The organism is Bacillus sp. EB106-08-02-XG196 (genome assembly GCF_013396335.1).
Lineage (GTDB): Bacteria > Bacillota > Bacilli > Bacillales > Cytobacillaceae > Neobacillus.
In genome coordinates this window covers 254,104-276,878 of sequence record NZ_JABWSY010000001.1, presented here as the reverse complement: position 1 = coordinate 276,878, position 22,775 = coordinate 254,104, and the positions used below count along the sequence as shown (strand labels likewise).

The 22,775-nt window shown below is 39.1% G+C and carries 24 protein-coding genes and 1 riboswitch; of the genes, 17 read left to right on the top strand and 7 right to left on the bottom strand.

The genetic code is table 11. The annotated features are described in order from the left end of the window. Window positions 1–5 precede the first annotated feature (5 nt). Genes MLOOGBEN_RS01330 through MLOOGBEN_RS01315 form a run of 4 tightly spaced genes read right to left on the bottom strand, consistent with a single transcriptional unit; the run spans window position 6 to window position 3,293 of the window. Entirely contained in the window at window positions 6–779 is a 774-nt protein-coding gene (locus MLOOGBEN_RS01330) for an ABC transporter ATP-binding protein (RefSeq protein WP_179156456.1), read from the bottom strand. Then, the gene (locus MLOOGBEN_RS01325; RefSeq protein ID WP_179156455.1) at window positions 776–1,474 is read right to left on the bottom strand and encodes an ABC transporter permease; all 699 of its coding nucleotides are present in this window, start codon (window positions 1,472–1,474) and stop codon (window positions 776–778) included. The genes MLOOGBEN_RS01330 and MLOOGBEN_RS01325 overlap by 4 nt, the downstream gene beginning before the upstream one ends. 23 nt (window positions 1,475–1,497) lie before the next feature. Further along, entirely contained in the window at window positions 1,498–2,361 is an 864-nt protein-coding gene (locus MLOOGBEN_RS01320; RefSeq protein ID WP_179156454.1) for an ABC transporter substrate-binding protein, read from the bottom strand. Further along, complete coding sequence (locus MLOOGBEN_RS01315) at window positions 2,355–3,293, bottom strand: substrate-binding domain-containing protein (RefSeq protein ID WP_179156453.1); 939 nt, start codon at window positions 3,291–3,293, stop codon at window positions 2,355–2,357. The genes MLOOGBEN_RS01320 and MLOOGBEN_RS01315 overlap by 7 nt, the downstream gene beginning before the upstream one ends. 244 nt (window positions 3,294–3,537) lie before the next feature. On the opposite strand from MLOOGBEN_RS01315, the gene MLOOGBEN_RS01310 reads away from it, so the two are divergent. Beyond that, window positions 3,538–4,200, top strand: a complete 663-nt coding sequence (locus MLOOGBEN_RS01310; protein WP_179156452.1) for an FMN-dependent NADH-azoreductase — start codon at window positions 3,538–3,540, stop codon at window positions 4,198–4,200. A 419-nt stretch (window positions 4,201–4,619) separates the two neighbouring features. On the opposite strand, the gene MLOOGBEN_RS01305 is transcribed toward MLOOGBEN_RS01310, so the two are convergent. Then, window positions 4,620–5,402, bottom strand: a complete 783-nt coding sequence (locus MLOOGBEN_RS01305; protein WP_179156451.1) for an undecaprenyl-diphosphate phosphatase — start codon at window positions 5,400–5,402, stop codon at window positions 4,620–4,622. A gap of 165 nt (window positions 5,403–5,567) precedes the next feature. Between MLOOGBEN_RS01305 and MLOOGBEN_RS01300 the strand changes: the two genes are divergently transcribed. Continuing rightward, window positions 5,568–6,341, top strand: coding sequence for a DUF4931 domain-containing protein (locus MLOOGBEN_RS01300; protein ID WP_179156450.1), 774 nt, complete (start codon window positions 5,568–5,570; stop codon window positions 6,339–6,341). A 137-nt stretch (window positions 6,342–6,478) separates the two neighbouring features. Continuing rightward, window positions 6,479–7,648 (top strand): FtsW/RodA/SpoVE family cell cycle protein, encoded by a 1,170-nt coding sequence (locus MLOOGBEN_RS01295; protein ID WP_179156449.1) that lies wholly within the window; start codon window positions 6,479–6,481, stop codon window positions 7,646–7,648. Window positions 7,649–7,719: 71 nt separating this feature from the next. Here MLOOGBEN_RS01295 and MLOOGBEN_RS01290 read toward each other — a convergent pair whose 3' ends face one another. Next, entirely contained in the window at window positions 7,720–8,709 is a 990-nt protein-coding gene (locus MLOOGBEN_RS01290) for an ABC transporter substrate-binding protein (RefSeq protein ID WP_179156448.1), read from the bottom strand. A gap of 270 nt (window positions 8,710–8,979) precedes the next feature. Between MLOOGBEN_RS01290 and MLOOGBEN_RS01285 the strand changes: the two genes are divergently transcribed. From MLOOGBEN_RS01285 to MLOOGBEN_RS01265, 5 genes are all read left to right on the top strand, one after another. Beyond that, window positions 8,980–9,984, top strand: a complete 1,005-nt coding sequence (locus tag MLOOGBEN_RS01285) for a FecCD family ABC transporter permease (RefSeq protein WP_179156447.1) — start codon at window positions 8,980–8,982, stop codon at window positions 9,982–9,984. Next, window positions 9,981–11,036: a FecCD family ABC transporter permease gene (locus MLOOGBEN_RS01280; RefSeq protein WP_179156446.1), complete on the top strand. Its 1,056-nt coding sequence runs from the start codon at window positions 9,981–9,983 to the stop codon at window positions 11,034–11,036. Before MLOOGBEN_RS01285 ends, MLOOGBEN_RS01280 begins: the two co-directional genes overlap by 4 nt. 239 nt (window positions 11,037–11,275) lie before the next feature. After that, on the top strand, window positions 11,276–12,097 hold the full coding sequence (locus tag MLOOGBEN_RS01275) for an ABC transporter ATP-binding protein (RefSeq protein ID WP_179156445.1): 822 nt from the start codon (window positions 11,276–11,278) through the stop codon (window positions 12,095–12,097). After that, window positions 12,090–12,869: an IucA/IucC family C-terminal-domain containing protein gene (locus MLOOGBEN_RS01270; RefSeq protein ID WP_179156444.1), complete on the top strand. Its 780-nt coding sequence runs from the start codon at window positions 12,090–12,092 to the stop codon at window positions 12,867–12,869. Before MLOOGBEN_RS01275 ends, MLOOGBEN_RS01270 begins: the two co-directional genes overlap by 8 nt. Continuing rightward, window positions 12,829–13,080 carry a DUF2573 family protein gene (locus tag MLOOGBEN_RS01265; RefSeq protein ID WP_179156443.1) on the top strand — a complete coding sequence of 84 codons (252 nt, stop codon included), beginning with the start codon at window positions 12,829–12,831 and terminating at the stop codon, window positions 13,078–13,080. Before MLOOGBEN_RS01270 ends, MLOOGBEN_RS01265 begins: the two co-directional genes overlap by 41 nt. 77 nt (window positions 13,081–13,157) lie before the next feature. Here MLOOGBEN_RS01265 and MLOOGBEN_RS01260 read toward each other — a convergent pair whose 3' ends face one another. Continuing rightward, window positions 13,158–13,289, bottom strand: coding sequence for a YuzL family protein (locus MLOOGBEN_RS01260; protein ID WP_179156442.1), 132 nt, complete (start codon window positions 13,287–13,289; stop codon window positions 13,158–13,160). A 207-nt stretch (window positions 13,290–13,496) separates the two neighbouring features. Here MLOOGBEN_RS01260 and MLOOGBEN_RS01255 point away from each other — a divergent pair, with 207 nt between their 5' ends. The 9 genes from MLOOGBEN_RS01255 to MLOOGBEN_RS01215 all read left to right on the top strand — a co-directional run bounded on the left by MLOOGBEN_RS01255 (window position 13,497) and on the right by MLOOGBEN_RS01215 (window position 22,705). Next, window positions 13,497–15,884 carry a 3-hydroxyacyl-CoA dehydrogenase/enoyl-CoA hydratase family protein gene (locus MLOOGBEN_RS01255; RefSeq protein WP_179156441.1) on the top strand — a complete coding sequence of 796 codons (2,388 nt, stop codon included), beginning with the start codon at window positions 13,497–13,499 and terminating at the stop codon, window positions 15,882–15,884. Between the two features lie 78 nt (window positions 15,885–15,962). Continuing rightward, entirely contained in the window at window positions 15,963–17,138 is a 1,176-nt protein-coding gene (locus MLOOGBEN_RS01250; RefSeq protein ID WP_179156440.1) for an acetyl-CoA C-acetyltransferase, read from the top strand. Between the two features lie 20 nt (window positions 17,139–17,158). Beyond that, window positions 17,159–18,943 (top strand): acyl-CoA dehydrogenase family protein, encoded by a 1,785-nt coding sequence (locus MLOOGBEN_RS01245; RefSeq protein ID WP_179156439.1) that lies wholly within the window; start codon window positions 17,159–17,161, stop codon window positions 18,941–18,943. Between the two features lie 180 nt (window positions 18,944–19,123). Further along, window positions 19,124–19,480: an arsenate reductase family protein gene (locus MLOOGBEN_RS01240; RefSeq protein ID WP_179156438.1), complete on the top strand. Its 357-nt coding sequence runs from the start codon at window positions 19,124–19,126 to the stop codon at window positions 19,478–19,480. Between the two features lie 87 nt (window positions 19,481–19,567). Beyond that, on the top strand, window positions 19,568–19,951 hold the full coding sequence (gene gcvH / locus MLOOGBEN_RS01235) for a glycine cleavage system protein GcvH (protein WP_133369137.1): 384 nt from the start codon (window positions 19,568–19,570) through the stop codon (window positions 19,949–19,951). A 114-nt stretch (window positions 19,952–20,065) separates the two neighbouring features. After that, a complete protein-coding gene (locus MLOOGBEN_RS01230) occupies window positions 20,066–20,305 on the top strand; it encodes a YusG family protein (protein ID WP_179156437.1) in 240 nt (79 codons plus the stop codon). A gap of 130 nt (window positions 20,306–20,435) precedes the next feature. Further along, window positions 20,436–20,792: a toprim domain-containing protein gene (locus tag MLOOGBEN_RS01225; RefSeq protein ID WP_095250798.1), complete on the top strand. Its 357-nt coding sequence runs from the start codon at window positions 20,436–20,438 to the stop codon at window positions 20,790–20,792. Window positions 20,793–20,795: 3 nt separating this feature from the next. Then, window positions 20,796–21,104 carry a thioredoxin family protein gene (locus tag MLOOGBEN_RS01220; protein WP_179156436.1) on the top strand — a complete coding sequence of 103 codons (309 nt, stop codon included), beginning with the start codon at window positions 20,796–20,798 and terminating at the stop codon, window positions 21,102–21,104. Window positions 21,105–21,219: 115 nt separating this feature from the next. After that, a riboswitch (SAM riboswitch) is annotated at window positions 21,220–21,321 on the top strand. A 67-nt stretch (window positions 21,322–21,388) separates the two neighbouring features. Beyond that, the gene (locus MLOOGBEN_RS01215; RefSeq protein WP_179156435.1) at window positions 21,389–22,705 is read left to right on the top strand and encodes an O-acetylhomoserine aminocarboxypropyltransferase/cysteine synthase family protein; all 1,317 of its coding nucleotides are present in this window, start codon (window positions 21,389–21,391) and stop codon (window positions 22,703–22,705) included. Window positions 22,706–22,775: the final 70 nt, after the last annotated feature.

Genomic DNA, 22,775 nt, shown 5'->3' with positions numbered 1-22,775 from the left:
AGCCGCTATCTCATTAGGGATAGCGGCTTTTGGTTGTCAGCGTGTAAGGGATAGAATTTCTTCCATTCATTTAGGAAAGGAGAAGTCGCTGAATTGGGATGTTCAAGGACTCGTTGTGTAGGTCCATACTGCTTGATTTCTCCACTTACAATAATCACCAGAGTATTCGTTAGATAATTGATTTCCATCAGGTCATGACTAACGAAGGCGGTTGTCGTTCCTGAACCTTCAATAATTCCTTTAAAGTCATCCATTAATTTAATTTTTGTTGGAAAATCTAATGCTGAAAAGGGTTCATCAAGAAAAAGTATTTCTGGCTCGACAATCATCGCTCTTGCGAGGTTTACACGCTGCGCCTCACCACCTGAAAGAAAATGAGCATTTTTTTTTGCCAAATGACTGATTTGAAACTGCTCCATCCACAAAGTTACCTTTTCTTTAATAACTGCCTTTGGAACCTTTCTGAGCTTAAGTCCAATTGCAATGTTTTGAAAAACAGAGCCTTCTAGCAGTAACGATTGCTGTAAGGCGACGGAGAATTTCCTCCGCAGTTCAAGTGAGGGAGTTCCATTAGGAACGGCTTGCCCGCGGTATAAAATCTCGCCACCACTAATACTGTCAAGCATGGCCATTACTTTAAGCAGGGTACTTTTACCAGCACCATTGGGTCCCATAATTCCAAGGAATTCCCCATCTTGAATCTGAAAATGAGGGATGGCTAGAATACTTTTTGAATTTGCCTGATAGCGAATGTTTTTAAGTTCAATTAATGGATTCATGATACTCGCTTCCTTTGCTGTAACAGTGTTAAGGCTGCAGTGATCAATAAAGCAACCGTTAATAAAATAAAGGAAATCGCTAGGGCAACATCAAAGTTCCCCTTTGATACTTCCATGACAATAGAAGTGGTTAAAATTCGTGTATCTCCTTGAATATTTCCTCCTACCATCATTGCAGCACCAACCTCAGCGATAACACGGCCAAAGCCGGCCATGATGGCAGCCACAATGGCAATCTTCGTTTGTTTTAGAAGTAATGCTATCGTTTGGAATTTCGTGGCCCCGAGTGCCTTTATTTGTAAAAGCATTTTTTCATTGATTTGCTGAAACGCTGAACTTGTTAATCCGGTTACAATAGGGAGGGAAACTAGCACTTGTGCCATGATAATCGCCGTTGGAGAATAAAGCAATTGTAAATGTCCCAGCGGACCAGAGCGCCACAGCAGCATGGTAATCCATAACCCCGCAACAACCGGGGGTAAGCCCATGCCGATATTAATGAACACTAGGATTACTTTTCTGCCTTTAAACCGTGTAAGTCCAAGCAGCATTCCCAGAGGCAGGCCAATCAGGGAACTAATCAGGATGGCCATAAAGCAAACTCTAAGAGTCAGCCACGTTATTTCGAGAATCTCTTTATCGCCTGTAAGAATCATCTCGATCGCTTTCCGTAATCCATCAATAATTAGTTCCATCCTGCCTTACATCCTTCCGCTGCCTATTCTGTATATTTAAAGAATAAAGATTGGCCGTAATCTTCCTTACCGAAGCTTTCAATTACATCTTGAGTTTCACTATCAATCATAAATTCTACAAATCTTTCTGCATCGGAGCTGTTAACCATGCCGTGCTTTTCTGGATTAACCTGCATAACATGGTAAATATTCATTAAGTCCTTACCGCCCTCAACAACGATTTGTAGGTTTGTTAAGTTTTTCTCTTGAGCTAGCCATGTAGCACGATCCGTTAAAATATATCCATTTTTCTCGTTAGCAATTTGTAAAGAAGCACCCATACCTTGACCAGTCGAGACATAAGTATCGCCAGCAGGCTGGATATTTACTGCTGTCCAAATACCTAGTTCTTTTTTATGTGTACCAGAGTCATCGCCGCGAGTGACAAAATTAGCTTTTATCTCTGAAATTGTTTTGAAGGCTGTGTTAATGTCCTCACCGCTTACATTTGCCGGATTATCTTTTGGTCCTACTAAAATAAAATCATTGTACATGACACGTTTACGATTGACAGCATCACCGCTTGTTACTAGTTCTTCCTCTGATTTAGGAGCATGAACCAAAAGGACATCTGCTTCCCCTTTTGTACCCATTTCTAAAGCTTGTCCTGTACCAACCGCAATGGTTTTTACTTTTACATTGTTTTCTTCTTCAAAGATTGGCAGTAAAATATCTAACAAGCCACTGTCCTGAGTGCTTGTAGTAGTAGCAAGGATTAATTCAGTTGGTTCGGTTTTTTCCGTCTTTTTCTCTTTTGCGTCAGCTTGATCGGTTACCTTGTTGCCGCAAGCTGCTAGGAAAAGAAGCATGAATACAAATAGTGTAGCAAAAAAACAATTTTTTAACATGATGTTTCCTCCATTTTACTAGTTTGATAGATGACAGTTCCTAAATCTTCGATATCATAGCCTTCTAAATCAGTTAAACTGCTTTTGAATTCAGGTGACTGCAGGTAGTTAATTAGGTTAGTAAGATTTTGTTTGTTTTCATTTGTAAACCGGTACACAAGGTCAAAATGTTCCTTTGCAATCGGAATGAAATCAAGTCCTAGATGGCTTGCTGCTGATTGAATTCCGAAAGCTACATCCGCCATCCCCCGGCTAATATAAGAAGCGGTAGAAAGGTGGTTCCATTCTTCATTGGAGTAACCATTTATTTTTGTTGGGTCAATTCTATTACTTGAGAGCATTGAGTCTAAGAGAAATCTAGTCCCAGCACCTTTCTGGCGATTAACAAACTGAACATCTTTCCTCGTGAGATCATGAAAGTTTGCAATACCTTTTGGGTTTCCGTTTGCTACAATAAAGCCTTGCACCCTTGAGACAAATCGGATGACAGAGATAGATTCGTAAACAAAGAGTTGATTAATAAATGGTAAATTATATTCCTGTGATGCCGGGTCTAATAGATGGATGGCAGCAATATCGGATTGACCACGATATAGCATCATTAACCCTTCAAGGCTGCCTATGTAGGTTGGCTGAATTTGCAGATTTAGATCTTTAGATGTTTGTTTAACAAAATGCTCTACTAGGAAGTCATGGCTTCCTGATAGCCTTATTGGAAAAGCGGAATGTGTATCTGGCTGATCTGCCTGTGTTTTTTTAGCAGGTGCTTTTGTGCATTCCTTGTATCTCTCGATCTCAGAATGCTCGATTCTCATTTTGTTTCCGACTTTAAATGCTTGTAATTCACCGCGCTTAATCAGTTCATAAACCGTATGTTTTGAGATTTGGAATAGTTGAGCTACCTCATCAGGTGTATATGCTTTTCCTTCCATCCGTATTTCCCCCCATTTAATTACCTTTTAAATATAGAAATATTATACAATGCCAACTGTGATTATTGTTTAGTTTTGTTAAGTTTCATTTAGTTTTATTTAGAATTATCACGTTTTGTTCACTGATAATCGAAAAATTTCACAATTTCTTCATAAACTTCACTGATTGTTCATCGGTGAACAAAGAAGTTTGTTGTACTATATGGATAGAGAAAAAATTATTAATAAAAGGGATGGGGATCAGATGTCTAAACTTCTTTATATTACTGTAAACCCAAAAAATGATATAAAGCTTTCGAAAGGGATGCAGCTTGGCGAGGCTTTTCTTGAAGAGTTTAGAAAACAAAAGCCTGAAGTAGAAATTGAACATATGCATTTATATGATATGGATATCCCGCAAATTGACATGGATTTGTTATATGCCCGCGCTAAATTATCCTTCATGGGCAAAAAGTTTGATGAACTTACAGAGGCTGAACAAAAACAAATTACAGCCATGCATGCATTAGCAGACCGCTTTATTGCAGCTGATTATTATGTATTTGTTACACCAATTTGGAACTTTGGCTCACCTGCTATTTTAAAAGCATTCCTTGATAATTTATTTATCGTGAACAAGACCTTTGTTAATACGCATGAAGGTGCAAAAGGATTACTTACAAATCGAAAAGCCCTCCATATTCAAACACGCGGCGGAATTTACTCAACGGGTCCAATGGTTGACTTTGAATTCGGCGATCGGTTCTTAACGAAAGTACTTGGATTCTTAGGAATGGAAGTAATGCCAACAGTATTCGCTGAAGGAATGGACCACTTCCCGAAACAGGTACCTGAAATTATGGCAAAGGCCAAAGAACAAGTCATCGAGGCAGCAAAAGAAATGGCGAAAGAAACAGTTACCGTTTAATACAACAAAAATGCGACTCGAGAAATCGAGCCGCATTTTTTAATAAATAGTATTGAGTGAAAAAAGGCTAACTGATCACTATATGGAGTCTGGAGTGACCGAAAGGTGAGAAGAAAAGATAGTTGGGTCACTCCAGAGGGTCTGGAGTGACCGAAAGGTGAGAAGAAAAGGTAGTTGGGTCACTCCAGGGGGTCTGGAGTGACAGAAAGGTGAGAAGAAAAGATAGTTGGGTCATTCCAGAGGGTCTGGAGTGACCGAAAGGTGAGAAGAAAAGATAGTTGGGTCACTCCAGAGGGTCTGGAGTGACCGAAAGGTGAGAAGAAAAGATAGTTGGGTCATTCCAGAGGGTCTGGAGTGACCGAAAGGTGAGAAGAAAAAATAGTTGGGTCACTCCAGAGGTTTTCAAAGGTAATTTCCACCTAGAATTTCCCTGTAAACTGGAAAAATAACACCGCAAAGCCTAGAGCCCAGACATAAATAGCAAACGGTTTTAATGAATGTTTCTTTAGATATCCAATCATCCACTTTACTGCAAAATATCCGAAAAGGGCAGAGGATAGGATACCAACAATCAACGCAGATAGTGAGATTTCTTCTCCGGCACCGCCGAATAAATCCAATGATTGAAGAACAACTGCTCCAGCAATGGCAGGTGTAGATAACAGAAAGGAGAAATAGGCAGCTGTTTCACGGTCTAACTTTCTCCATAAGGCAGCCACAATCGTAAACCCGGAGCGTGAGATCGCAGGGAATATTGCAGCCGCTTGAAAGGATCCAATGATCAGAGCATCGGTATAACTAATATCATCCATCTTTTTATAGCCATTTTTTGCTGAATCGGCAATCCAAAGAAACACCCCAGTAACTAAAAACTCCCATCCAATGGTAACTCCAGTCTTCGAAATCTCCTCAAAGTAATCCTTAAAAAGTAAGCCAATCACAACAGCTGGAATGGTTCCAACGATTAACAGGAAGGTAAGCTTGCTAAAGGGATTTTTAATAATCTTCACAAACTCATCCTTATAGAAGACAAAAACAGCCAGTAAGGTACCAACATGCAGCATCGTATCAAGTAATAGACCGGCTTCCTGTAACCCGAATAAATTCCGGCCTAAATATAAATGTCCCGTACTGCTAATTGGTAAAAATTCAGTTAACCCTTGGATAATCCCTAATATGAATGCTTCTAATTTACTTAACATAGCCATCCTCTCTTTCTGCAGCAAAAGCCTGTACATTGTAAAGATATGCATGAATACCAACAAATAGCCAATAAAATTTTTATATATTACCAAGTCAAAAATAGTGCAAAAGGAGCGGAATCTCCCATAAAATAGAGATAAGTACTTTGGAGAGGAGCTGGAAACTTGAAAAATTGCCATCTACATTTTGATACTTCCATCGGAGTTAAGAAACCAGAAAGTATAAGAAATAAACAGCAGGCATGCCCTTTTTGTGCGCGCGAGGAGTTAACAGATCTAATTGAAGTAGATGGACCTATCATTCTTTTGAAAAATAAATATCCTGTTTTAGAGAATGCCTACCAAACGGTATTAATTGAAACAGATGATTGTCATGGCGAATTATCTACCTATGAACTTCCATATCTACATAAATTGCTCCAATTTGCCTTGAGAAATTGGCTTGAATTAGATAGAACGGGAAAATATGAATCCGTAATTTTATTTAAAAACTATGGACCATTGTCAGGGGGGACCATAGCACATCCTCATATGCAAATAATTGGGTTACATGATATTAACTATAAGGAAAATATAACGGAGGAAGTGTTTGAGGGTATTGTTATAGAGGAAATAAGCGGGGTCAGGTTGACTTTATCGACAAAGCCAAAGGTAGGCTTTTATGAGTTTAATATCGATATGGATGATTCCAGCTACAATGAAACCTTTGGGGTCCATCTTCAAAAGACGGTCCATTATATTCTAAATAACTTCCCATTTAAAGCGAGCAGTTATAATCTTTTCTTTCACCATTATAATAGAAGAATTTATGTTAAAATTGTCCCCAGGTTTGTCACCACTCCGCTTTATATCGGCTACGGAATTCCACAGGTACCTAATAATTTACATTGGATGGCAGATGATATTAAAAGTAAATATTTCACGAATGGAAGCGCCTAACAATAGGAGCTTCCACCTTTTTGCATATGTAAATTAACCCATTCACGCTTTATAAGTTGTGCTTTATACTCTAAAAAAATATAATGAGATAATGTACAAGTTCCTTTTTGAGGCTGTGACATAAAGGAGTGTGAATGATGACAACATCTAAAAATACAACTTCAAAACTTGATTATAGTCTTGTTTTTATCTTAATTTTATTATTTCTGGCTAGCTGTGCATCGATTTATAGTGCGCAAGCAAGCGGTCAATATGACAGTAACTTCCTTGTAAAGCAAATTATCTTTTATGGAATTGGGTGTGGAATTATTGCCGCCGTTATTAGGCTCGACTCCGACCAGTTAAAAAAATTAACTTGGTATGCTTACGGAGTAGGAATATTTCTACTTGTTCTTTTAATCATAGCGCCAGAAAGCATTGCCCCGGTGATCAATGGTGCAAAGAACTGGTTTAAGGTACCTGGGATTGGTTCACTCCAGCCTTCTGAGTTTGTCAAAATCTTTATTATTTTAGCGTTAGCAAAAGTAATTGAGGATCATCACCAAAAGAACCCAGTTAAAACGATTGCTACTGATTTTTGGCTGCTAATAAAGCTTGGTGTCGTCACAATGGTTCCCTTAATACTTATTATTAAGCAAGACTTAGGGACTTCGCTCGTATTTTTAGCGATCCTTTTAGGAATGATTTTTATTTCCGGCATCACATGGAAATTACTAGTACCAATATTCTCAATTGGAACGGCACTTATTTCGGTCATTTTTTATTTTGTATTGATAAAGCCAGAGATTCTTGAAAAATATTTAGGTGTTAAGCAGTATCAATTTAGCCGTATCTATTCCTGGCTGGATCCCTATAACTTTCAAAGCTCAGCAGGATACCAGTTGACACGATCACTTCTAGCTATTGGCTCGGGACAAACGGGTGGTAAGGGATACGGGAATAGAGAAGTGTATTTGCCTGAAAGCCATACTGATTTTATCTTTAGTGTTGTCGGCGAAGAGTATGGTTTTATTGGTGCAAGTGTGCTCGTTAGTTTATTTTTCTTGTTGATTTATCATATTACCAAGGTTGGTATGGAAACAAAGAATAACTTTTACACATACATTTGTGTCGGAGTCATCAGTATGATTACCTTCCATGTCTTCCAAAATATTGGGATGACGATAGGAGTCCTGCCAATTACGGGTATTCCATTGCCGTTTATCAGCTATGGCGGAAGTTCGTTAATGGGGAATATGCTGGGGTTGGGATTAATTTTCTCGATTCGTTACCACTATAAAAAGTACATGTTTTCTACAAGCGCATAAAGAGACAAAGAAAAAAGCGAGGTCATGGCAACCTCGCTTTTTTCTTTGGAATTATTTATTTAAGGAAGGTATTACTTTTTTAGCATGATTTTTTCAAGGTCATCAAGCATGATATTGGCTGCTAGAACGCCGCCAGCTGTATTCCAAGTAGCATCACTTACCTCATGGACATTTCCATTTTTTACTGCATTTAAATTATTCCACAGCGGATTATTTGTATATTCCTTGGCTGTATCAAGGGCAACTGTGTCACCTTTTGGAGCATAAGTAAAGTAGAAAATAATGTCTCCATCCATTTTCGGAATAGCTTCTGTTCCAACATCTTTCGCAAGATTACCTAATTTAGCATCAGGGAAAAACTCTGCTTGATGTGCGGCACGTTTGAAACCTAGTTGATTAAAGATGATTCCAGAGAATGAGTCTGTGTAATAGATACGAGACTTACCCGCCATAAAACGGACAACAGAAACTTCTTGATTTACTTTATCTCCAAGTTTTCCTTTTAAGTCTTCTACATGTGCATCAAAATCAGCGAGTACTTCATTACCTTTGTCTTCCATGTTTAGAGCTTTAGCGTATAGTGAAAAGTTATCTTTCCAATCTCCTCTAAGAGTTTCGGAAAAAATAGTTGGCGCAATTGCACTTAATTGACTGTACACTGCTTCTTGACGGAGCTTGTTTCCGATAATTAAGTCAGGCTTCAGCGTGGCAATTTTCTCTAAATTAACTTCACTTTCAACACCAACAACTTCAACTCCATCCATGTCCTCTTTAATATGATCATACCATGGATCACCAAGCCAAGATTGAACTGCACCAACTGGTTTTACCCCTAGTGCAAGTAAAGCTTCGGTACCTTCGTTTGTTAGAATAACGATTTTCTCCGGAGTTTTTTCTAAAGTAGTAGACCCCATTGCATGTTCTACGGTGTAGCTGGTATCTTCTGTCTTCTTTGCAGTATCTTTTTCTTCAGTTGGTTTCTCTTCCGTGTTTCCACAAGCAGCAAGCAGGAAGAGAGCAATTATTGAAATAATTGCAAATAAATTTTTGAACCCTTTCATCCTATGTACCCCCAAATAATTTTGTTGTTAATGATAATCATTTTCATTTACAAACCTATCATAAAACGTTTTTAAATAGGTGTCAATCACCAAAATGAAAATGATTATCAAAATCAGTGGCAAGTTTGTGACTCCTAATCTTAACAAATGAAAATGGTTTTCAACTCATTGACAGTTTTCCACTATTCCAATAGACTGATACATGAAAAAGCGGATACATACATATATGTAAAATTCATCTAAATAAATAGGTTAGAGGAGAACTAGGTTATGCTGCTTAAACACACAAGACAAAAGTGGGCAGGACTTTTTATTGCAATCATTTTATTACTTTTTTTAATGTCCGTAAGTATTGTCTACGGTTATACGGATACCACCTGGAAAATGGCTATTGATTCTCTTACCAATTTCAATGGTACAAATGAACATATCGTGATCCAACACGTTCGAATACCACGAGCATTTATTGCGGCAGCGGTTGGTGCCAGTTTAGCGATTTCAGGTGTCCTCATGCAGACGGTTACAAAAAACCCGCTTGCATCACCAGACATATTTGGGATAAATGCCGGGGCAGGGGTGGCGGTTGTAGTAGCTGTAACGGTATTTAGTGTAGCAAGTCTTCAACTATTTACCTGGATCTCATTTACTGGGGCTGCTATAGCTGCAATAAGTGTCTATGCTATTGGAGGAGTTGGGAGAGAAGGGTTGACTCCTATGAAGCTCACTCTTGCAGGTGCTGCAATGACGGCATTTTTTGCTTCTTTTACACAGGGGATACTCGTATTAAATGAAGCTGCATTAGAGCAGGTGTTATTTTGGCTTGCTGGTTCAGTAGCAGGTAGAAGTCTGGAAAATTTACTAGCTGTCCTTCCTTATTTGGTTGGCGGATGGATTGTTTCGTTGATTATTGCTTCTAAAATGAATGTCCTATCAATGGGTGAGGATGTTGCCAAAGGTCTAGGGGTTAACACGGCTATTTTAAAAATTGTGATTGGTCTCGTTGTCATCCTTTTGTCGGGCGGAGCAGTTGCTGTTGCAGGACCAATAGGCTTTATTGGCATTGTAATTCCTCATCTTACCCGTTCCATTGTAGGGATTGACCACCGCTGGGTAATCCCTTTTTCTGGGCTGCTTGGTGCAATGCTTCTGCTGGCTGCAGATACGTTATCTAGATACATTTTAATGCCGCAGGAAATACCTGTCGGAGTTATGACTGCCATTATTGGAACCCCGTTTTTCATATACATAGCTAGAAAGGGGTTCAATGGGCGATGAGTAAATATAAAATTTTTAGAAACAAAAAAGGAAATATATCTTATTTAATTGATAAAAAGGCATTTTTCGTTATTATCGCACTGCTGCTCTGTACGGCTGGAATTTTTGTTGTTAGTACTGGATTAGGAGAAATGAAAATCACCCCATTAAATGTCATCAAGGTATTTTTTGGTGGCGGAACTGAAATGGATAAGCTTGTTATTCACTCGTTCCGATTACCAAGAATTATCGTTGGCTTAATGGCAGGGATTGCATTGGCTGTAGCGGGGGGGATCCTGCAGGGTATGATCCGAAATCCCTTGGCCTCCCCAGATATCTTAGGGATTACAGGTGGAGCATCGGTTGCCGTTGTAGGTTTCATGGCAATCTTCAGTGATAAAAATCATGTATTGACGGTTAGTATTCATTGGATGCCTTTAGCTGCATTTATCGGTGCTTCTGTCGTGGGTTTTCTAGTATATGGATTGGCATGGAAAAACGGAGTTTCGCCGATTAGACTTATTCTGATTGGAATAGGCTTGATGAGTTTAACAAAAGCTCTTACCACCTTTATGATGGTGTTAGGACCTATTTATCAGGCAAGCCAGGCCAACATTTGGATTACAGGCACAGTCTACGGCTCAACGTGGAGAAATGTGGGCGCCCTCCTGCCTTGGGTCATCATCCTCGTTATCGTCGCATTTGTTTACGCACGAAATGTAAATATTCAAGAGCTTGGTGATGAGGTCGCAACTGGTCTTGGTGGACGTGTGCAAAAACAGCGGTTTATTTTATTGATGCTTAGTACCGGGTTGGTTGGGGGTGCGGTAGCTTTTGCCGGCGGTATTGGTTTTGTTGGTTTAATGGCGCCGCATATGGCGAGAAGATTAGTGGGCTCTGCATTTGGAGCGTTACTACCTGTTTCAGCACTCCTCGGAGGAATGCTGGTCATGCTGGCCGATTTAGTGGGCAGAACATTATTTTCACCACTAGAAATTCCAGCTGGTGTCTTTACAGCAAGCATCGGAGCACCATACTTTATTTACTTATTATTCAAAACAAGAAATCAATAAATTCACAAAAAGTCCATTTCCGAAGAAAGGATATGGCTTTTTTGTGAATTTGAAAAAACTGTAAATGAAAACGATTTTCATACTCATTGACAATCATTATCAATTAATTATAAACTTATAACTGTAAACAATATAAATACTATATAGGATGTTAATACAGCCTCTAAATGGTTTCTAATAATATACTTATAATAAGCGAAATAAACATATAATTGATTGATTTTTAAAGGAGTGGGTAGATGATGAATGCGATTGAAACGAAAGATTTATCACTTTCATATGGGGATACGATCATCATTGATGACTTAAATTTAAAGATTCCTAAAGGTGAAATTTCCGTATTTATTGGTGCAAATGGATGCGGAAAGTCAACTCTTCTCCGTTCAATCGCCCGTCTTCTGAAGCCAAAATCCGGTGCTGTTATTTTGGATGGGACAGCGATTGCCAAGCTTTCCACAAAAGAAGTGGCAAAAAGAATGGCGATTCTTCCACAATCACCGGCTGCTCCTGAAGGTCTGACGGTGCTTCAGCTTGTCAAACAGGGTCGTTATCCTCATCAATCCTGGTTAAAACAATGGTCAGAGGAAGATGAGAAAAAGGTTAATGATGCCCTAAAAGCTACAAGGTTAGAGGATTTGAAAGAACGAACAGTGGATTCACTTTCAGGCGGTCAAAGGCAGCGTGCTTGGATTGCCATGACCTTGGCACAGGATACGGATGTTATTCTTTTAGATGAACCGACAACGTACCTGGATATGACACATCAAATTGAAATCCTTGACCTTCTTTTTGAACTAAATGAGAAGAAAAAACGGACGGTTGTTATGGTACTTCATGACCTTAATCTAGCCTGCCGCTATGCACATAATATTGTTGCCTTGAAGGATCAGAAGGTTTATGCACAAGGGAAGCCGGAGTACGTCATCAACTGTAGCCTTGTTAAAAATGTTTTTGGCATGGATTGTGAGGTTACTATGGATCCATTATTTGGGACCCCGCTTTGTATTCCCTATGGAAAAGGCAGATGTATCCTTCCAAAGGCGGCTGTGTCCAATGGATAATGTTCTTATAGAAAATGACCTTGTCTGCTTACAGAAATATAGACTCAGGCCAAATACAGGAAAGTCATTTAAGGTCGGAAGTTTATTGGATAAAGCCTATGCAAAAGAATTCATGAAAAAATTAGCTTATTCCATTGGTGCTCCTTCAGAAAAGACAGCAGCCTCCATTTTTATAAAAAGGTATGCATTTATAGCAGTTATCTCTCTTTTTGCCATGACGACCAGTAATAAAAAGATGAATCTGTCTTTAGACAATATTGAACTGGAAGAAGCTGAACATGGGAAGGACTGGCTGCCAACGATTTCATTAAAAGATGCAGCCATCGAGACATGGAATGGCATTGACCGTCATAAATGGAGGGAAAATGTCTTCCATGAACTTTTTGCGGAAAATATTTACCCGATCATTGAGCATTTTGAAAAAACATTTAAGGTTTCCAAACTCGTCCTATGGGAAAATATTGCAGTTTACCTGTTCTGGCTTTATGAGACAGAATTAAGGGATAGCAATAATCCCAACGTACAGGATGACTTTAATTTCTTAATTATCGAGGCAGAGGGCAGGCTGTTTGGCAGATACCACCTAAATCCAATACAGAAGTATTATTCCGAAAAGAATAATCAAGATGAGATAAGGATAAGAAAAACATGTTGTTTTACCTATCAACTTGGATCGAAACGCTGTAAAACATGTCCTTGTACGCATATAGCTAAGGATGGAGTGTGTTATGATGGAGAAAATATTTGCGGAGCAATTCAAAGCGTTACTTGAAAAATATAGTGAACTGCTTGTTGGCGAGTCTAATGAGGAAACGATGGAAAAGGTAAAGGCATGGGCACTGTATACACATATTGCTAAATCAATGCCGGCCTTAGCGAAGCACTGGAATGAACTATACCCAGATGCGAAGGAAGAAATGAAAACAATCATTAATGAAATTAAGGAACTAAACGAGCAGCATCGTAATGCAGCAAAAAAATAGAGCCAAAGGCAAAAGAGCCTCTGGTTCTATTTTTTTTGCTGTGATAAAGCTGAATATTGATTTTACTGTGTTTGGAATTACCTTTTATATTGATTATTTTGGCTGTTAACTTTGTTTTTATCGGCTTGTTCTCCGCCAGGACCAGCGTTTCCTTGAACGCTAGCGGCGCTTACGCCTTTTTTAGATGGGTCTTTCTTCATTTTTCCCATACTTCATCACCTCAGGTTTAGGGTGCCCAATTCCACTTTTTTATAAGATAAAACATTTTCAAAAAAAAATTAATTTTTTCCGCGTTTATTTATTGCGCAAATTTTTGAAATATTCTATAGTAATAAGTAGCAGAACTCATACATTTGTGAATTTTTTTTGACAAAAAAATGAATGAATATTCATTCAAAACCTATGAGGGGGAGACAATGTTGAACCAACTTATTAAAAAAGCAGCTGTTCTAGGATCAGGAGTAATGGGATCAGGGATTGCAGCTCACCTAGCAAATATCGGTATACCAACATTATTATTGGATATTGTACCTCGGGAGTTAAACGACGATGAAAAGGCAAAAGGGCTTACGCTCGAACATAAACAAGTCCGTAATCGAATCAGCAGCCAATCGATTCAAAAATTATTGAAACAAAAACCTGCGCCGCTAGCTGTAAAAAAGAATTTGGCACTTATTGAAGCAGGTAACCTTGAAGATGACCTAGTTAAATTAAAAGATGTGGATTGGGTAATCGAGGTTGTCGTTGAAAATCTCAATGTAAAGAAACAGGTCTTTGAAAAGGTTGACCAATATCGGAAACCAGGCAGCATTATCAGCTCAAACACATCTGGAATCTCGGTTGAAGCGATGGCAGAAGGAAGATCAGAGGATTTCCAAAAGCATTTCCTTGGTACCCACTTCTTTAACCCGCCAAGATACTTAAAATTACTTGAAGTGATTCCTACTCAATATACTAGCCCGGAAGTCATTTCATTCATGAAAAACTTTGGTGAAGATGTATTAGGAAAAGGTGTTGTTCTTGCGAAAGACACTCCAAACTTTATTGCAAACCGAATTGGAACCTATGGCCTCCTTATCACTGTACAAGAAATGTTAAAGGGCGGTTATAGTGTTGGGGAAGTTGATTCTGTAACAGGACCATTAGTCGGTCGTCCTTCTAGTGCAACCTTCCGTACGCTCGATGTAGTCGGCTTAGATACGTTCCCGCATGTTGCCGGTAATGTTTATGAAAAAGTATCAGGAAAAGAAAAGGAAGTATTTGAAGTTCCTGCATTCATGAAAACCATGCTTGAAAAAGGCTGGCTGGGAAGCAAGTCCGGTCAAGGTTTCTTCCAGAAAAAAGGTAAAGAGATTCTTGAACTAGACCCTGCTACATTAGAATATATTCCACGTCAAAAGCTGAAAACAACAGCAACAGAATTAAGTAAGCAGGAAAAAGGAACTGCAAATAAATTGAAAGCGCTTGTATACGCCGAGGACCGTGCTGGGGAGCTATTATGGAACATCTTTAGTCCGGTTCTTGTATACTCAGCACAGCTCTTAGGCGAGATTGCGGAGACAATTGTTGATATTGATCGTGCCATGAAATGGGGCTTCGGCTGGGAAATGGGTCCGTTTGAAACATGGGATGCCATTGGTTTAGAGAAGTCTTTAGAGAAGTTGAAGAAGGATGGTCAAGAAATCCCTGCGTGGGTAACAGATATGCTTGATAAAGGACATACATCGTTCTACTTAGAAGAGAATGGCGAACGATTCTTTTACAACAATGGTGAATACCGTCTAGTTGAAAGTAATCCAAAAGCAATTGATTTAAAGAAATTGAAAAAGCAAAAAGGCGTTATTAAAAAGAATGGCGGAGCAAGCTTAATTGACATAGGTGATGGAGTAGCGCTCTTAGAATTCCACTCCCAAAGTAATGCGATTGGTCTTGATATTATCCAAATGATTAACTTTGCAGTTGATGAAGTTGAGAAGAATTACAAAGGACTTGTCATTGGAAATCAAGGTAAGAACTTCTGTGTTGGTGCGAACCTTGCGATGATGTTAATGGAAGCACAGGATGACAATATCTATGAGCTTGATATGGTGATCCGCCAATTCCAAAATGCGATGATGAAGATTAAGTACAGTGCAAAACCAGTTGTCGCAGCACCTTTTGCGATGACCCTTGGAGGGGGAGCAGAAGTTTGTTTACCTGCCGCACATATTCAAGCATCTGCTGAAACGTATATGGGGCTGGTTGAAGTCGGTGTAGGCTTAATTCCTGGCGGCGGCGGTAATAAAGAGCTTTATATTAAGCATTTAGAAGGTATGCCAAATGGTGTTCCGTTTGACCTTCAAGCTGTTGCCAATAAAGTGTTTGAAACCATCGCTATGGCAAAAGTATCAACCTCTGGTGCGGAAGCGCGTGAAAATAATTTCTTAGGATTATCTGATGGCATTAGTGTCAATGGAGATCATCAATTGTACGATGCCAAGCAGGCTGTTCTCGCCTTACATGAGCAGGGTTATGTACAAAAGGCACGCAAAAAGGTACCGGTAGTGGGTGAAACAGGCTACGCTACACTGTTACTTGGAGCACAAGCAATGTTCTTATCTGGATATATTTCAGAGCATGATTTGAAGATTGCCAAAAAAGTTGCCTATGTGCTTGCTGGCGGAAAAGTTCCATTTGGAACAGAAGTAGATGAGCAATATTTATTGGATTTAGAAAAAGAAGCGTTCTTAAGCTTAATAAGAGAACAAAAAACACAACAGCGTATGCAGCACATGTTAGTTAAAGGAAAACCACTTCGTAATTAAATAAATAAGCGGAAGTGCATTTGGCGCAGGAAGCTAGACATATAGATTGCTAATATACAAGGAAAGAGAGGGAACAAAATGAGAGAAGCGGTAATCGTAGCCGGAGCTCGGACCCCGGTAGGCAAAGCAAAGAAAGGAACCCTTGCACATGTTCGCCCTGATGATTTGGGAGCATTGGTTGTAAAAGAAACATTAAGACGTGCAGGAAATTATGAAGGAAATATCGATGATTTAATCATTGGGTGTGCCATGCCTGAAGCTGAGCAGGGGAATAACATGGCTCGTAATATTGGTGCCTTAGCAGGTCTGCCGCATACAGTACCAGCCATCACAATTAATCGTTTTTGTTCATCTGGTCTGCAGGCGATTGCGTATGCAGCACAAGGAATTATGCTCGGCCATACCGATACGGCAATTGCTGGCGGGGCAGAATCCATGAGTCTAATTCCCATGATGGGGCATGTGGTTCGTCCGAATGTGAAATTGGCAGAAACTGCTCCAGAGTATTATATGGGAATGGGTCATACAGCCGAAGAAGTAGCCAAGAAATATGGTATTTCTCGGGAGGATCAAGATGCATTTGCCGTCCGCAGTCATCAAAAAGCTGCAAAGGCAATTCAGGAAGGAAAATTCGTAGACGAAATCGTCCCAGTAGAGGTTACCCAGCGTACTGTAGGTAATGACAATAAGTTGGTAGAAAGAACGATTCAGTTTTCTCAGGATGAAGGAGTTCGTCCTGATACTAACCTGCAATCATTAGCCAAACTTCGACCTGCCTTCTCCGTAACAGGTTCGGTTACGGCCGGTAATGCATCGCAAACAAGTGATGGTGCAGCGGCTTTAATGATTATGGACCGTGAAAAAGCAGAAGCGCTTGGATTAAAGCCATTAGCAAAGTTCAGATCCTTTGCAGTAGGCGGCGTACCGCCGGAAATTATGGGAGTTGGTCCAGTTGTTGCGGTACCAAAGGCGGTTAAGCTAGCTGGCTTAGAATTATCCGATATCAATCTATTCGAATTGAACGAAGCTTTTGCTTCTCAATCTCTACAAGTTATTCGCGAGCTTGGACTAGACGAAGAAAAGGTAAATGTAAATGGCGGTGCGATTGCCCTAGGCCATCCACTTGGTTGTACAGGTGCAAAACTAACCTTAACCCTAATTCATGAATTAAAGCGCCGCAATCAACAATTCGGAGTAGTAACCATGTGTATAGGCGGCGGAATGGGCGCAGCTGGGGTTTTTGAACTTTTATAAAAGATTAGGAGGAAAATATAATGACACAACAAACTGAAAAAATTATTAAAGGCGGAAGCTTTTTAATCGACGATATTTCCTACGACCGTATTTTAACGCCAGAAGATTTCAACGAAGAACAATTAATGATTGCCAAAACAGCAGAAGACTTCATCGAAAAAGAAGTTCTCCCACAGTTAGAACATCTTGAAAACCATGAATTTGACCGCACAGTTAAACTTCTAAAGCAAGCGGGTGACCTTGGACTGCTAGCAGCAGATGTTCCGGAAGAGTATGAAGGCTTAGGATTAGATAAAGTAACTTCTTCCCTTGTAACTGAAAAAATGTCAAAAGCTGGCGGCTTCTCGCTATCCTATGGTGCCCATGTTGGTATCGGCTCACTGCCGATCGTTTTATTTGGAAACGAAGAGCAAAAGAAGAAATATTTACCTGCCCTTGCTTCAGGTGAAAAAATTGCCGCTTACGCTTTAACTGAGCCAGGTTCAGGTTCTGATGCTCTTGGTGCAAGAACAACAGCAAAATTGAATGCAGCAGGTACTCATTACATTCTTAACGGCGAAAAGCAATGGATTACCAATGCTGGTTTTGCTGACGTATTTGTTGTCTATACAAAAATTGATGGTGAACATTTTACAGCATTCATTGTTGAACGGGATTTCCCTGGAGTTTCAACTGGAGCTGAAGAGAAGAAAATGGGGATTAAGAGCTCTTCCACTCGTACTCTTATTTTAGAAGATGTATCGGTTCCTGTAGAAAACTTACTCGGTGAATATGGAAAAGGGCACGTCATTGCGTTTAATATCCTAAATATCGGGCGCTATAAATTAGCTGTTGGCGGTGTTGGCGGTTCTAAAAATGCATTTGAATTAGCCGTTAAATATGCAAATGGCCGTAAGCAATTTAACACAGCTATTTCTCAATTTAATTTAACAAAAGAAAAGTTCGGTACAATGGCCTCTAAAATCTATGCTGCAGAGAGCTCTGTCTACCGTACGATTGGACTTTATGAAGATAACCAAGGAAAGCTTACAACGGAAGAGCAGAAGGACATTAAATTAGTAGCTAATTCGATTGCTGAATATGCAATTGAATGTTCTGTTAATAAATTCTTTGCCAGTGAAGTATTAGATTACGTTGTAGACGAGGGTGTCCAAATTCATGGTGGATACGGCTTTATGCAGGAGTATACAATTGAAAGAGCGTACCGTGATTCCCGTATTAACCGGATTTTCGAAGGTACGAATGAAATTAACCGTTTGCTCGTACCTGGAACCTATATTAAAAAGGCTTTCAAAGGAGAACTCCCATTATTCCAAAAAGCCATGGCGCTTCAAGAAGAAATCATGATGTTAATGCCTGAAGAGCCAGGAGATGAGCCGCTTGCACAAGAAAAACATTTAGTTAGCAATGCCAAGAAGATCGGCTTGTTAGCTGCTGGTTTAGCTGCACAAAAATTTGGTACAGCACTTGATAAAGAACAAGAAATCTTATCAAATATTGCAGATATTGTTTCCAATGCTTATGCAATGGAATCTGTCGTATTACGTACAGAAAAGGCAATCGCGAAGACGGGTCTTGAGAAAAATAAACAAAAGCTTCTTTATACACAAATCTTCTGTCAAGAAGCTTTTAACGAAATCGAACAGCATGCTAAAGAAACGTTAGTTGCAACTGAACAAGGAGATACACTTCGTATGCTTGTATCCGCCCTTCGCAAACTTACACGCCATACTCCAATCAATGTGATTGGTAAGAAACGTGAAGCTGCTGATGTTCTGATTGAAGCTGAACGCTATATCGTATAATGGATAAACTTTAGGCTCCCGGCGTTTGTTGGGAGTCTAAATTTTTCTGTTGGTTTAGCAGGAAATTCGCAGATTTAGTCGAATTTTTGTAAGGGAAGCATTTTTACTTTTTTTCCTGTTATGTTACTATTCAAGTGACGAATGATGTCATTGATGTTTTGTGCAAAGGAGGGGGAACAGATGTCTCTTACTTTTTACTGGTATCCGAAATGTGGTACATGTCGAAATGCAAAGAAATGGCTGGATGCACATCAGCTTGCCTACAAAGAAATACATATTGTTGAAAACCCACCGACTAAGGCAGAACTTCAGGATTATTACGAAAAAAGCAGCCTTGAATTAAAGAAGTTCTTTAATACAAGCGGGCAAAAGTATCGTGAACTGGGGATTAAGGATAAAATATCCACTGCTTCAGAAGATGAGCTGCTAGATTTGTTAGCCTCGGATGGGATGCTAATCAAAAGACCATTATTAACGGATGGGGAAAAGGTAACAGTAGGTTTTAAAGAAGAAGAGTATGAGAAAATGTGGTTATGAGCATATCTATACTTTTCAAAAAGTAATTAAGGTAAAATCGATTTATGTCGATCATTGATTTTTAGAAAATAATGGAGGGATTTTGTAATGACTACACCAAAGGAATTGCGTTATTCTGAAGAACATGAGTGGGTAAAACTTGAAGGAGAAACAGTCCGTGTAGGAATCACTCATTTTGCACAATCTGAGCTAGGTGATATCGTTTTTGTTGAGCTTCCTGAAGTTGGCGATGAAGTGACTGCTGATGAGCCTTTTGGCAGTGTTGAATCTGTGAAAACAGTTTCTGAATTATATGCGCCGCTAAGTGGTAAGGTTGTTGAGGTGAATGAAGATTTAAGTGACAGTCCTGAATTCGTAAACGAATCTCCATATGAAAAAGCTTGGATGATTGTCATTGAGCCTTCTAATAGCAGTGAATTGGACAACTTAATGACAGCAGAACAATATGAAGCAATGATTAAAGAAGACTAATAGTACCTAGACACCTTGATCCTCAAGGTGTTTTTTTTATGGGAAAATTTCGCAACTTGTATATTCTAAATCTAGGGGATACTAGAATAAACTTTTACAAAAGGGGATCTTGGAATGACATTGAAACAACAGAAAATTGATGTGACAGATCGAGTTGTTGGAAAAATGAAAAATGGTGAGATGGAATTATTTCTTGATAATACCTCCATAGGAAAGATACAGTTACCAGGGGACATGACTTTTCAATTAGATCAACGATTTGAAGTAGAACAGCGGAAGATTTTTCAGAATATGACAATTACGGAACAACCAGATGCTAAATATACCGATTGTGATGATGGTGGATGGTGCTAGTACAAGTACTATAAGCAAACACCTGTTATCAAAAGGTTTATCATGGTATAGTTAACATATAGACACGTTATTAAATTTATTGAATATGTTAACATCAACAAATAACTTTCTATTGTATAGGTGATGAATGATGAATGACACGTATGGTGATAAAGTTCTGATTGTTGAAGGAAAATCAGATAAGAAAAAGGTAAAAAGTATCCTGAAAGAACCGATGGACATTGTTTGTACAAATGGTACCATTAGTATGTCAAAATTGGATGAATTAATTGATTCTCTCGAAGATAAAGAGGTCTATATCCTTGTTGATGCTGATGATGCTGGTGAAAAGCTACGCAAACAATTGAAAAGGGAGTTCCCTCAAGCAGAACATATCTATATAGACAGAATGTACCGCGAAGTAGCAACTGCTCCAGTGTACCATCTAGCTACCGTTCTTTTAGGCGCTAATATCGATGTTCATTCTGAATTTTTAGAGATGGGTTAAAAAATGAACGAATGGAACCTTGATGAAGTATCATCATTCTTAAAAAATCATTCATCCGGACTCATTTACTTCTATACCCCTTTATGTGGTACTTGTCAGGTAGCATCAAGAATGCTGCAAATTATTGAGAAAATGGTTGATGTAGAAATCGGAAAAGTCAATTTGAATTATCACTCAGATCTGGCGATTCAGTTTGGTATTGAAAGTGTTCCCTGCCTTATTTTTATAAAAAATGGTGAGATAGCAGATACAATCTATGCTTTTCAATCCGTTCCGTTCTTATATGAAAAAATAAAACATCATTTTAATTAAAACAGATACTTGGTATCTGTTTTTTATTGGAATTATTTTTAAAAGGTATTGAAGATTTCCATGATTTAGTGTATTATTCTTTTAAAATATTCAATTAATTTTACAATTCAATAAATTCTTATCCAGAGAGGCGGAGGGACTGGCCCTGCGATGCCCGGCAACCGGTTTGACAACACGGTGCTAATTCCAGCAGAGTTACTACTCTGGCAGATAAGAAGAGAGACCCCCTCTTCTTAAAGAGGGGGTTTTCTGTTTCAGTATTAAAAAAATGGAGGAGTGTTAGTATGGGGGAAAATCAAAAAAATTATCGTTTTGAAACTTTGAGTGTTCACGGCGGATTGGCACCAGACCCAGTAACAGGAGCACGGGCCGTACCGATTTACCAAAATAATGCCTACCAATTTAAAAATACGGAACATGCAGCAAATCTTTTTGCGTTAAAAGAAACTGGATACATATATACTCGAATCCATAATCCGACAACAACGGTTTTCGAAGAAAGAGTTGCTCTGTTGGAAGGTGGAGTAGGGGCTCTAGCGGTTGCGAGCGGTATGGCCGCGATTACTTTGGCAATCTTAAATATTGCTGAAGCGGGTGATGAAATCGTTTCTGCATCCAATTTATATGGTGGAACATACAATTTATTCGCTGTTACGCTCCCTAAATATGGAATCAAGGTTAAGTTTGTTGACCCAGAAGACCCTGAAAACTTCCGCGCAGCAATCAATGATAAAACAAAAGCTGTATTTGCTGAGACGATTGGTAATCCGTCTTTAAGAGTTCTTGATATTGAAAAAGTAGCAGAAATTGCCCATGAAGCAGGTGTTCCATTAATTATTGATAATACCTTTGCTACCCCTTATCTGTGCAGACCGATAGAATATGGCGCAGATATTGTGATTCATTCAGCGACGAAATGGCTTTTAGGGAATGGCACTTCAACAGGCGGAGTTATTGTGGATGGAGGAAAGTTTGATTGGAATTCACCAAAATTCCCTGGTTTTACTACTCCTGACCCGAGTTATCATGATCTTGTATATGCTGAAGCATTAGGTGCTGTTGCCTATATTATTAAAGCACGTGTTCAGTTATTACGTGATTTAGGACCTGCATTAAGCCCACAAAACGCGTTTCAATTCACGCTTGGTCTTGAAACCCTGCATGTCAGAATGAAGGAACATGTTGCTAATACCAAGGAAGTAGTGGATTATTTAGAAAAGCATCCTGCAGTAGAGTGGGTATCTTATCCTGGTCACACTTCACATCCTGACTATGAATTGGCAAGTAAGTATTTACCTAAGGGTGCAGGATCTATGATTGTTTTTGGTATAAAAGGTGGAAGAGATGCAGGAGCAAAATTAATTGATTCGATTACACTTTTCGCCCATGTAGCGAATGTTGGCGATGCAAAAAGCTTAATTATCCATCCTGCCAGCACTACTCACCAGCAGCTAGATGCAGAAGGACTAAAGTCAGCGGGTGTTTCTGAGGATTTAATTCGACTTTCCATTGGCATTGAGAATGTGGAGGACCTGATCGAAGATCTAGAATCAGCGATTGAGGCTGCCACAGGTGTTTCTTCCATAAAAGCAAAAGCATAAAGTAAGATTAATGTTTATTCAAAATATGAAGAAAATTTGTTTGACACTACTTTTTATCCGTGATAAGATT

What these genes read in the sequence shown, in the direction of transcription:
- MLOOGBEN_RS01330 (WP_179156456.1), bottom strand. Translation starts at nt 779, where the DNA reads ATGAATCCATTAATTGAACTTAAAAACATTCGCTATCAGGCAAATTCA.
- MLOOGBEN_RS01325 (WP_179156455.1), bottom strand. Translation starts at nt 1,474, where the DNA reads ATGGAACTAATTATTGATGGATTACGGAAAGCGATCGAGATGATTCTT.
- MLOOGBEN_RS01320 (WP_179156454.1), bottom strand. Translation starts at nt 2,361, where the DNA reads ATGTTAAAAAATTGTTTTTTTGCTACACTATTTGTATTCATGCTTCTT.
- MLOOGBEN_RS01315 (WP_179156453.1), bottom strand. Translation starts at nt 3,293, where the DNA reads ATGGAAGGAAAAGCATATACACCTGATGAGGTAGCTCAACTATTCCAA.
- MLOOGBEN_RS01310 (WP_179156452.1), top strand. Translation starts at nt 3,538, where the DNA reads ATGTCTAAACTTCTTTATATTACTGTAAACCCAAAAAATGATATAAAG.
- MLOOGBEN_RS01305 (WP_179156451.1), bottom strand. Translation starts at nt 5,402, where the DNA reads ATGTTAAGTAAATTAGAAGCATTCATATTAGGGATTATCCAAGGGTTA.
- MLOOGBEN_RS01295 (WP_179156449.1), top strand. Translation starts at nt 6,479, where the DNA reads ATGACAACATCTAAAAATACAACTTCAAAACTTGATTATAGTCTTGTT.
- MLOOGBEN_RS01290 (WP_179156448.1), bottom strand. Translation starts at nt 8,709, where the DNA reads ATGAAAGGGTTCAAAAATTTATTTGCAATTATTTCAATAATTGCTCTC.
- MLOOGBEN_RS01285 (WP_179156447.1), top strand. Translation starts at nt 8,980, where the DNA reads ATGCTGCTTAAACACACAAGACAAAAGTGGGCAGGACTTTTTATTGCA.
- MLOOGBEN_RS01280 (WP_179156446.1), top strand. Translation starts at nt 9,981, where the DNA reads ATGAGTAAATATAAAATTTTTAGAAACAAAAAAGGAAATATATCTTAT.
- MLOOGBEN_RS01275 (WP_179156445.1), top strand. Translation starts at nt 11,276, where the DNA reads ATGATGAATGCGATTGAAACGAAAGATTTATCACTTTCATATGGGGAT.
- MLOOGBEN_RS01270 (WP_179156444.1), top strand. Translation starts at nt 12,090, where the DNA reads ATGGATAATGTTCTTATAGAAAATGACCTTGTCTGCTTACAGAAATAT.
- MLOOGBEN_RS01265 (WP_179156443.1), top strand. Translation starts at nt 12,829, where the DNA reads ATGGAGAAAATATTTGCGGAGCAATTCAAAGCGTTACTTGAAAAATAT.
- MLOOGBEN_RS01260 (WP_179156442.1), bottom strand. Translation starts at nt 13,289, where the DNA reads ATGGGAAAAATGAAGAAAGACCCATCTAAAAAAGGCGTAAGCGCCGCT.
- MLOOGBEN_RS01255 (WP_179156441.1), top strand. Translation starts at nt 13,497, where the DNA reads ATGTTGAACCAACTTATTAAAAAAGCAGCTGTTCTAGGATCAGGAGTA.
- MLOOGBEN_RS01250 (WP_179156440.1), top strand. Translation starts at nt 15,963, where the DNA reads ATGAGAGAAGCGGTAATCGTAGCCGGAGCTCGGACCCCGGTAGGCAAA.
- MLOOGBEN_RS01245 (WP_179156439.1), top strand. Translation starts at nt 17,159, where the DNA reads ATGACACAACAAACTGAAAAAATTATTAAAGGCGGAAGCTTTTTAATC.
- MLOOGBEN_RS01240 (WP_179156438.1), top strand. Translation starts at nt 19,124, where the DNA reads ATGTCTCTTACTTTTTACTGGTATCCGAAATGTGGTACATGTCGAAAT.
- gcvH (WP_133369137.1), top strand. Translation starts at nt 19,568, where the DNA reads ATGACTACACCAAAGGAATTGCGTTATTCTGAAGAACATGAGTGGGTA.
- MLOOGBEN_RS01230 (WP_179156437.1), top strand. Translation starts at nt 20,066, where the DNA reads ATGACATTGAAACAACAGAAAATTGATGTGACAGATCGAGTTGTTGGA.
- MLOOGBEN_RS01225 (WP_095250798.1), top strand. Translation starts at nt 20,436, where the DNA reads ATGAATGACACGTATGGTGATAAAGTTCTGATTGTTGAAGGAAAATCA.
- MLOOGBEN_RS01220 (WP_179156436.1), top strand. Translation starts at nt 20,796, where the DNA reads ATGAACGAATGGAACCTTGATGAAGTATCATCATTCTTAAAAAATCAT.
- MLOOGBEN_RS01215 (WP_179156435.1), top strand. Translation starts at nt 21,389, where the DNA reads ATGGGGGAAAATCAAAAAAATTATCGTTTTGAAACTTTGAGTGTTCAC.